Below are 9,667 nucleotides of genomic sequence, written 5' to 3'. Positions count from 1 at the left end.
AATACGACCATTCTTCACCGTTTGAGTCGAGGTGCAACTGGGACAAGCAAGCATCATAAAGAGTCCATCGAAATCTGTTGCTAACCTAGCATCATTACTTCTACACGACTACCCACTCACAAAAGCGGGCATCAACGGTGGGGATGCGATGAAAGCCCTCGTCTTTTTGACCATTCTCATGACGGTTCTAATTCAAGGACTGAGTGCAGGTTGGATTGCTCGCTGGCTAGGGTTGCAGACCAATCAGGTGAGAGTTGTCATTGCTGGTGGAAACTTAGTCAGTCAATTGCTGTATCGATTGCTGCAACAGAAAGGAGAGTCAGTTCTTTTAATTGATCTTCATAACAGCAATACTAGCCCAGTTCAGCTTGATGACATTCCCGCAATTAGTAAGTACCTGAATTTAGAGGAGCTAGAAGCAGAAGGAATCGCTTCATTAAGTACCTTTATTGCACTCACCCACAACCCGGAACTGAACGGAATTTTAGCTCAACGGGCTTCAGAATTGTTCTGTCCAGATCGGGTCGTGACGCTATCTCAACCTCCCTTGAATAGTGGGGATGATCCGAGTTTTGCTGCAACCGGAATTCAAATCGCTTTTGCACCTCAAGTACCGCTCGATCGCTGGAGTCAATACCTTGCTGAAAATGATGTACAGGTCATCGAAATTATGTTGCGATCGACGGATTTTGAGACACAGCAGGCGGAGTTGCAAGCTGGCATCAAAGCGGGTGATTTACTGCCGATTTTGATTGAGCGAAATCAGCGCCTAGAAATCATAATTGCTGATCAACCTTGGCAGGCAGGCGATCACATCACCTACCTCCTACACGCTTCCTCATCTGCCGAAAAACCGCTTACAGACGTGAGGTGATCCCTTTTGTCAGGCAATGAACTAGAGCCTCTTAGATCGAATCGCCTCGATCGGCTTGACCCGTTGAATTACCATTTCCGTCTTCACCGTTGCGCTGAGATTGAATTTCGGCAAGCTGTTTGAGGGCATGGCTGATATTGCGCGATTTAGGAACTTCGCCTTTTCCGGCAGGCCATCCTTCTCGCTGCCGAGCGCGATCGCCATCGATTTCTTCAGTTTGGTCGTGAAAGAGAATTTGTCGAGTGGGGTAAGGCAAATCGATACCGTTTTCGACATACACCTTTTGCTTAATTGCAGAAATTACCTGGTCTCTTGAGGCTAAGTCATCCGCTCGTCGGGGCGGTTTAATCCACCAGCGAGCGCGAATCACAACACTGCTTTCGGCAAGTTCCATCACCAGCGCATCAGGAGCCGGAGTATCTAATACAATATCGACGCTATGAAGCGCCTCAAGAATCAATCGCTTCGCTTCTTCTACATCATCGCCATAACCAATGCCAACATCATACTCAAGCCGACGATGCTCAAAAGCCGTGTTCACAACAATTGAATTGGTGAATAATTCTGAGTTGGGAATGACAATGCGACGGCCATCATAAGTGCGAATTGTTGTCGCTCGCGTCTCAATGTTTTCGACTGTGCCCTCAAAATCTTTGAAGACAATTTGATCGTCAATCTAAAAGGGTTCAGTTAAAAGAATTAGAATACCTGCAAGAAAATTTTGAAGAATATCTCGAAATGCAAATCCGATCGCAACTCCGCTAATTCCCAATAGCTGAACGAGATCGCCTGCTCGAAGAGACGGAATCACGATCGATAGAGAAATGAACAGCCCCGCTAGGATAGTTGCACCTTGCGCCAATCGGCCTAGCACCAATCCTAAATTGCGAGCCTGGCGACGATTACGAGTCACGTTCTTGACGACTCGCTTAATCACTCTGGCCGCAAAGAAGAAAACTGCAAAGACAATCAGCGCCAATATAATATTCGGCAACAGGGCAAGGAAGCTGTTTGCTATTGCCTGCATTTTGTTCCACAGGGTAGATAGTTCTACATTCATCCGATTTATTTCTAAATTGCAATCGAATATTACCGACAATCAACCGAACAAACTTCTATCTGAGGGTTATCGATTGCTTCGTCGCAAGTCTTGAATTTCTGCTCTCAGGGCAATGATTTCATCTCGCAATGCCTCGATCGATTTTGCTCCAGCTAGCTCAGCTTGATCGTCGTCGGCATCTTGCCCAATAAAAAATGTTGCTAATGTTGCAGTCACATAGCCAAAGACGGCAAACGCATATAGGGCGAGTAAAAAACATAAAACTCGGCCTTCTGCCGTTTGCGGAAAATAATCTGATCCCATCGTGGTCATCAACATTGCTGTCCACCATAGGGCAGTTCCATAGTGATCAAATCCAGATTCGTCTGGAGCATCTTGCTCAAAGGCATACATACCCGCCGCTCCTGCAAACGTGACGATCGCCGTTAGCAGCACCACATAGCCAAATCCACGCCGCGTAAAGGTTGCCGTGAGCGATCGCATACTGCGATTGGTTCGAGTGAGAACGCGCAGCAATTGCAAGCCGCGAACGGCTCTGGCGGTTCTCAAAACTCGAACCACTTGGATAATTCGCAAGGTTCTCAAGGCAGGTAGAAACAGCGCGATCGCCGTCAGCCAGTTTGCTTTGAAATAAGCAGCTTTGCGAGGTGCAAGAATTAGCTTGAGAATGAATTCAAGAATGAAAATTATCCAAATTACCAAGCTAAGTGTTTCGAGAAGTGGAGTTAATCCCCAGGTTAGTTCAACAATAAACAGCGCCAACCAAACAAAACTCAGCAACAGCATCGGCATTTCCAGCCAGTCTTCAAGCTGCTGCAAGATCTCGAACTGTTCCTGCTCAATTGCTTGCTTCTCAGGTCGATCGAACTGCTGCATTACGACAATTAATCATCTGGTGTTTCTAATACAATGACATCAACCAGCGGTGTTGCGTTGAAGTCTTGATTCAATAGACGCGATTGAATCGCTTGAGTGAGATCAGCGCGAATTTGTTCAGCCGTTTGCATCGCCTCTGGCTGTCGCTGAACATAGACGACGCACAGCAACGTATTTTGCCCTTGAATGTTGGCTCTGGTAAAGCGCACATTTGATTCGACCAGTTGAACCGAATCATTTTGCTCAACGACCTGCTGCAAAGCGGCATTTGCCCGCTGAGCGCGGCTCGATCGCTGTAAGTTCGGTGAATTAGAAAACTGCCAGATCAGCAGTCCCGTCAGGGCAATCACACTGAGTCCAATGGCGATCGGAAATACGCCGCGCTGGCCGCGCTGATAGCGACTTCCCCGTGTTGATAGCCCAAACAGGCGGAAGACCAGTGCCGCCGCCAAATTAATGCCACCCAGTTGCAGCAGCAGCAAAAACAAGCCGTTCACCGCCAGATCCCACCGTCCGATCGCGCCTGCCATGCCGATGATGCCTGCGGGCGGAGCCAGCGAAGCCGCCACCAGCATTCCGGTTGCCGCACCGGATACTAAACTGCTGCGATCGGACTGAACCAGGGTCAGCGCTCCCGCCGCTCCTGCCGCCAGGGGAATTAGCACGGAAACAGTGGAAATCTGGCTGCTCTCTAGCATCAAACTGGTGGGAATTTGCTGCTGCAAAATCCAATTGAGCAAGGCAGTTGTGGCGATCGTGACACCCAAAGCAGCAAAATAGCGAATGATGCTGCGCCCTAATAATTGACGATCGCCGCGTGCCGTTGCCAGGGCTGCATTCATCGCGGGACCTGCAAACGGAGCCAGCAGCATCGCCGCCACCAGGAGATAAACCGTATTGGTGTACAGACCAATCCAAACGACAACGCCTGCGATCGCGGCATAGCTCAGAAATCCTTTCCAAGATCCGGTACTTTGCAAGCCCGACAGGAAGATTTCGATCGGGCTGCGCTCCTCCACGTTTGTCACCTGATCGGCAGCAGCTTCGGCGGGTGGATGCAGCGCCATGATTCCAGTCGGCAGCAGCGTAAAGCTCAAATCCGGTATGTTTTCCAGCTTGTTGAGCAACGTTTCAACTTTACCGTTTGAAACGTGAATGAAGACCAAATCGATCGATCGATCGACTCCGGTAGCTTCAATTTGCGCCAAGTTCGTACCGTCACAGGCTTTGGCAACCTCTAAAACGGTCTTTCCATATCCCTGCGGCACCTGCACAAGAAGCTGACGCATATTTTTGATCTGCTAGTTGTTTGCTCTTCTGAGAACAGCGTTTTTATTGAAGATTTCGATCACCTTGTGAAGAAATCGCTTTAACCATTACGGATTCACAATTACGGATTCACGATGTAGTTTCTGGCTGCTTGATTTTCAGCAAGCGGGTCTAGTCTGCCCTGATGCACCAAGGCTTGATGAATGAAAGCAGAAACTTCTCCGCGAGTTGCAGGCTGCGTCGGATTCAGAGTGCGGCGATCGGGATGGTTGACAACAATTCCAGCGGCGGTTGCCTCTGCCACATCATCAACAGCGTATTGCGGAATTTGGTCAGCATCTTGATAGTAATCGCTCACTGCAAGAGACACGGGACGCTGGGCTGTCGGCGCATTTGCCGATGCATTTTCAGTGGCCGCAGGTGCGCTGGCAGGAGCTTGAGAACTAGCAGCAGTTGCTCTCGCAGGAGCGGTCATTAACGGCTGCATCAAAACGGTCATTGCCATCGGAAACATCATCGGCCTTCTGGCCTGCTGGCGACGAGTGGCAGGCTGCTGGGGAGCGGCAGCAGGTGCGGCGGCAGCGGTTGCAGCAGGCTTTCCCTCAGTTGTGGTTGTTGCAGGTAAATCTAAATTTTGCGCGAGCGCAACCAGCACTTCGGTTCGCGTCACAGGCTGATTGGGACGAAATTCGCCGCCCGGATAGCCTTTCATAAAGCCCATCTCATACGCTTCTTCGATCGCAGGGGCAGCCCAGTAGCCCGTTGGAATATCTTTGTAAACGCTGCCGCTGGCAATTTGTCGCTCTGGAGTTTGAGAAAAGGCTTGGCGAATGATGGCGGCAAATTCATCGCGATCGACGGGTTGCTCAGGCCGAAAGGTGTTATCAGGATAACCTGTGACAATATCGCGTTCTTCTAACACTTGAATAAACGGCTGCGCCCAATAGTTTTGGGTATCTGGAAAGCTAGTGTTGGTAGGCGATGCGCTTGGTGCAGCGGCCACTGCTGGAGCCGGAGTATAGTATGGGGCGATCGCGCCAGCGGCTAGGCCAAACGTCAACAGCGTTACGCCTACCACCGAAGCAGTTTGAGAATGAAACATCATTGGTTCTTACCCAGTTTTCTACACAAGTAGATGCTATCGAGCAGGCTGCTTGAGTTGCTGTACCGAGCGAAAGAGATATCAACGTGTGAATCTTTCTAAAGAACGAATAATCACTTAATTTGTCATTCGTTGGAGAGATGAATTGTCAGATTGATACAAATTCAAGCAAAATTTCAAGCGTCGTTTGATAGAAAAACTAAACCAACAAACCGAACAATCAACCAATAGAATTCGCTGATACACTGCAATCAAATTACTGTTTATCTCAACCTACTAGGGGTTATCGCTTGACACTCGGACGCTGGCTTGGGCTTGCTGCAATTTTGATTGCACTTTATGTTTTGTGGCAGATTCGATCGCTGCTGCTACTGTTTTACATGGCGGTTGTGTTTGCAGTCGGACTCAATCGAATTGTGCGGCAGTTTCGTCAGTCAGGATTGAAGCGCGGCTTTGCAGTTGCATTCACCGTCGTCATCGTTATCCTCATCGGTGGATTGTTCGTTGCTCTGATGGCAGTACGAGTTGCAGATCAACTCGACCAACTGATTGATTTAATTCCTGGTGCGATCGCTCAAATTGCCACTTTAGGCGATCGGCTACAGGCGCAGATTCCCAGTCGGATGCTAGAAGGATTGCCAAACCTGACAAACTTAAGCATCCAAATTCAGCGAGTTGCGAACTGGATCATTATTAACCTCTACCAAACTTTTTCTAATTCTTTAGCCCTGCTGCTCAATGGTTTGCTGCTTATCGTATTAACGCTGATGCTGTTAGCAAATCCTAAATCCTATCGCAATCTATTGATCCGAGGTTCTCCAGCATTCTACCGCGATCGCGTCGATTTTATCTTGACTGAATGCGAATCCGGTTTAGTTCACTACTTGGGCGGCATTGGACTGAGTATGGCTTTCATTGGCATCACCTCAACTATTGGATTGCTGGCGCTGGGTGTTCCGCTCCCATTTGTGAATGGATTGATTGCAGGTATATCGGCATTTGTTCCTTACATCGGCGCGATCGCCAGCGTTGTCCCACCTGCCCTGCTCGCGTTGCTAATTTCTCCCTGGAAAGCGATCGCAGTTTTACTTTTATATTTTGTGATTCAACAGATTGAAGGCAACTGTATCACGCCCATTATCATGAAACGGCAGGTTTCTTTATTGCCTGCCACAACGCTAGCGATTCTCACGGCTTTTGGCAGCTTTTTTGGGGTACTGGGATTATTTTTGGGGTTGCCAATTCTCGTTGTTGCTCAAATTTGGCTGAAAGAAGTGCTGGTAAAAGACATTTTAGATCAGTGGAACAACCCTCAGTTCCTCGATGAGTCAGGCGTGAACTTGAAACTGACCCGAACACAAGGTCACGCCCCAATTGGTCAACCCGTCATCGACAGTGTCGCGCGTAACTATGGGCAGAACATTTCGATTCTCGGTGCGCTTAGTACTGACGGCATTGTGGCCGCGATGACCGTTCAGGGTAGTGTTGACGCACTGGTGTTTGCCCTTGTGGGCTATTCAACTGAAATTGTCTGTAGGTTTTTCCTATCCCAGAGTGAGGGAAGAGGGATAATTGAAAACTTTTCTTAAGCAAAGCCACATTAAGAATTTAGTGGATAGAATGCATCATATAGAGCTTCAAGCGCAGCTTCGCTCCGCGCTCGTAAGTTTCATCCCTCAAGTGCGTTTCGGATGCTCCACACTGGCTCGCACCCTTTGAGAATTCCAATCAACACCTAAACATGAGTACAAAACCACGCAAGCCGCGCATGGAAGCAGTTTTTCATGACCGAAATGAACTTCTTCGTGCTCAAACTAGACTACTTCAATACAATCTCAGTTTCAGCCAGTTTGTTCGCTCTGTTCTATGCGAACAACAACTGCCACCTCATAGCTTGGACTTTGAGGAATACCAATCGATCGTGCGGTTTCAGCGATTGCAGGTGAGCATTCTTGATAATCTTCGCTACCTGCGAGTGCAAGCTCGTCTTGGTCGGATTGCTGCCCCAGATCTCGCTCAACTCGATGACGCAATTGCAGCTAGCCAAGCTGCTAGTCAAGCTGTTCTAAAGCTAGTATGGGCGATCAAGACTCCGCAGAGCGCCATTTCGCTTCTTGATCAAGCTAGCAATAATTCGTCCACAACGGGCAAGAGTTTCTAATAATTCTTGCAGCGTGTATTAAATGAATTACTGTTAGCTTTTTCCACTGTTAAAACAGCACTTTCATCAGCCAGCGATTGTGCAACTTTCCTGCTAAGTTGCACAATCTAACCCTTCATGCATTCAAATCAATGCTCATTGCCGTTCATACGAAGCCTCACAACATCTACCACGTGCTGAAGTACGTGGTAGAAAAACCCGGTGTTGAAATTGTTGGCAGCACTCTCGTCTCTGACTCAATTGCTGACTTGGAAAAGGAAATTTTGATCACACAACCGCTGAATCGCGCCGTTATGCGTAATCTTTACCACGGCAAGATTAGTGTTAAAAAAGGAACAGTACTTTCAAGCGCTCTTTGGGAAGCAATTGCGTTAGATCTTCGTGATGCAATGGATTACAAGGAACAGCCATACCTGTTAGCACGCCATAGACACCAAGGTCATGATCACGTGCATGTGCTCTTCGGTCGAATAGATGAATCAGGTAAATGTGTATCTGATAGTTGGGATTACTACAAAGCTCAGGTAGCTCTTAGAGAAATTGCTGAGCGCTATGAACTACCCTCTCTCAAATTTAGCTGGGAGAAACTTGAGAACGCTCCCACTTTTGCTGAAGTGCATCGCCAAGAAGTTCAGCAGCAAGAATATATGGTGGGACAACGCACTCAACTACCTGATGTTTCAATCCGATCGCAGCTTATCCAGGCGATTCAAGCCCACGTAGGAGATAATCCAACACTGCCTCAATTTATCGAGCGCTTACAGCGGGAAGGAATTGAAGTGAGGATTTATCCGCAGCGCCCCGGACGGCAACCAGGAGATCCACCAGGAATCAGCTTTCAATTGCATGGTGTCAAGTTCGCAGGCTCAAGTTTGGGACGAGGTTATAGTCTGCCTGGACTCCAGAAATACCATCAGGTCAGCTATGTTCCAGATCGAGATGATCTGCTTGTCACAAATCTTTTAGCCAATCCAGTCACAGTTATTGAACATCAGCTAACACTCGACACGACTGAATGTGAGACAATGCTGCCTGAAAAAATTGAGGAAAACTGGCCGGGAGTGAAACAACAGCTTATCGAAACCTGTTACTTTCCTCAAGAATTAATTGACCAACTGCATCAGCAAGGGTGGCTATATGCCGACCGAAAAAAACGTTGGGTATTCGTCGAATCCTCAATGGAGGGATTACACCTGAATGGTTTATGCTTTGATTTCGAGGGCGCAAAAACGTTTGAAACTTTTGCTCCACCAGAGCATCATCTAAACAGTCTTTTCCGGCTACAACAAGGAGAAGGAAAAATTGACCAAGTGATCGTCGTAAGCGACCCATTGGAAGTTCTCGCTACCTATGCCCTTGATGGGCAAGTTGAACCCGACAAGACGACTTTGTATCTTAGTACAATTCGTCCTGAACAGCTTCCCTTGGAGATCTTAAAAATTGCCTCAAGGGTCATGTTATCTAGTTGTTGTACTGATGCTATCAAAGTGACATTAACTACTGAAGTTCCACATCTTCAAGTTATTGATCCAGCTCATGAACAGGGTTGGCTAGGACAGTGGCTACAAACTGTGCAGCTAACTCAAAAACCATCTTCTACTCAGAAAGAATTTCAAGTCGAACTTGATTGAACACACCTGCAAACTTTGTTGAATTAAAGTCTGTAGCTTTGAAAACATCTCAACTGGCGCTCGTCAATAGTAATGGCTTTAACTAGTTTAAGCACTATCTTCACTAGAAACTTTTGCTATGGTCTAGAATCATACGATTTGTCATCTATTGGCAACATATCTGTAACCGCGATCGCCCCCGCCTCTCCCATAATTTCCGCAAACGCGGCTTCCGCCGCTGCTTGGTCTGCCGCCTTGGTGTAGCGCCGGAAGTTCTGCACTGACTTGTGGCGCGTCAAGGTCATCGCATGATACGGATTCATCCCCTTGAGTACCAGCGTCGTCGCAAAGGTATGCCGGAAGCGATGAGCATGAAATGCAATTCCCGTCTGCTCGGCAATCTGATTGATCAACTTGCGAATGCCGTCATACCCTAAGCGCTGCCCCGCATTCCGGCGAGAGTGCGACACAAACAACGGTGACTCATCCACCAATTTCTCTCCCGCTTGCTGTCGCCACTGCAAATAATGCTCTAACTCTTGCTGACCTTGAACCGTCAGTGGCACGAACCCCTTGCTATCTCAGGGCAAACGCATCTAAATTGAGGTTGGAGTAATTGGGGTAGGATGCAGGCTTACGCTAAATCTGCTCCATGTCATGGATGAATTGACGATTGCTCCGACCATTCTCAACCATTTTGCCAGCCTGGAAGATC

9 protein-coding genes and 1 pseudogene are annotated in these 9,667 nt (G+C 48.0%); 3 read left to right on the top strand and 7 right to left on the bottom strand.

The window, feature by feature from the left end:
- Positions 1 to 148: 148 nt before the first annotated feature.
- Positions 149 to 874 carry an NAD-binding protein gene (locus H6F67_RS26990; protein WP_199304666.1) on the top strand — a complete coding sequence of 242 codons (726 nt, stop codon included), beginning with the start codon at positions 149 to 151 and terminating at the stop codon, positions 872 to 874.
- 31 nt (positions 875 to 905) lie between these two features.
- Here H6F67_RS26990 and H6F67_RS28595 read toward each other — a convergent pair whose 3' ends face one another.
- The 6 genes and pseudogenes from H6F67_RS28595 to H6F67_RS26970 form a co-directional block, all read right to left on the bottom strand.
- Complete coding sequence (locus H6F67_RS28595; RefSeq protein ID WP_396799196.1) at positions 906 to 1,415, bottom strand: mechanosensitive ion channel family protein; 510 nt, start codon at positions 1,413 to 1,415, stop codon at positions 906 to 908.
- Between the two features lie 12 nt (positions 1,416 to 1,427).
- Positions 1,428 to 1,538, bottom strand: a pseudogene (locus H6F67_RS28590) (mechanosensitive ion channel domain-containing protein); the annotation flags it as partial.
- A 12-nt stretch (positions 1,539 to 1,550) separates the two neighbouring features.
- Complete coding sequence (locus H6F67_RS28585) at positions 1,551 to 1,934, bottom strand: mechanosensitive ion channel family protein (protein WP_396799194.1); 384 nt, start codon at positions 1,932 to 1,934, stop codon at positions 1,551 to 1,553.
- Between the two features lie 66 nt (positions 1,935 to 2,000).
- Positions 2,001 to 2,810, bottom strand: coding sequence for an ion transporter (locus tag H6F67_RS26980; RefSeq protein ID WP_190769745.1), 810 nt, complete (start codon positions 2,808 to 2,810; stop codon positions 2,001 to 2,003).
- 8 nt (positions 2,811 to 2,818) lie between these two features.
- Positions 2,819 to 4,099, bottom strand: a complete 1,281-nt coding sequence (locus tag H6F67_RS26975; RefSeq protein ID WP_190769744.1) for a DUF389 domain-containing protein — start codon at positions 4,097 to 4,099, stop codon at positions 2,819 to 2,821.
- 101 nt (positions 4,100 to 4,200) lie between these two features.
- Positions 4,201 to 5,184: an S-layer homology domain-containing protein gene (locus H6F67_RS26970; protein ID WP_199304665.1), complete on the bottom strand. Its 984-nt coding sequence runs from the start codon at positions 5,182 to 5,184 to the stop codon at positions 4,201 to 4,203.
- A 287-nt stretch (positions 5,185 to 5,471) separates the two neighbouring features.
- On the opposite strand from H6F67_RS26970, the gene H6F67_RS26965 reads away from it, so the two are divergent.
- Together H6F67_RS26965 and H6F67_RS26960 are read left to right on the top strand one after the other, a co-directional pair.
- The gene (locus tag H6F67_RS26965; protein ID WP_190769743.1) at positions 5,472 to 6,770 is read left to right on the top strand and encodes an AI-2E family transporter; all 1,299 of its coding nucleotides are present in this window, start codon (positions 5,472 to 5,474) and stop codon (positions 6,768 to 6,770) included.
- Between the two features lie 703 nt (positions 6,771 to 7,473).
- Positions 7,474 to 8,973 (top strand): relaxase/mobilization nuclease domain-containing protein, encoded by a 1,500-nt coding sequence (locus H6F67_RS26960; protein ID WP_190769742.1) that lies wholly within the window; start codon positions 7,474 to 7,476, stop codon positions 8,971 to 8,973.
- Between the two features lie 116 nt (positions 8,974 to 9,089).
- Here H6F67_RS26960 and H6F67_RS26955 read toward each other — a convergent pair whose 3' ends face one another.
- Positions 9,090 to 9,518, bottom strand: a complete 429-nt coding sequence (locus tag H6F67_RS26955; RefSeq protein WP_190769741.1) for a tyrosine-type recombinase/integrase — start codon at positions 9,516 to 9,518, stop codon at positions 9,090 to 9,092.
- Between the last annotated feature and the right edge of the window lie 149 nt (positions 9,519 to 9,667).

The sequence above is a fragment of the Microcoleus sp. FACHB-1515 genome (assembly GCF_014696105.1).
In the GTDB taxonomy this organism is placed as follows: Bacteria; Cyanobacteriota; Cyanobacteriia; order Elainellales; family Elainellaceae; genus JAAUTJ01.
Note: the sequence above shows the minus strand (reverse complement) of the source record. Positions and strands in the feature narration are given on the sequence as shown.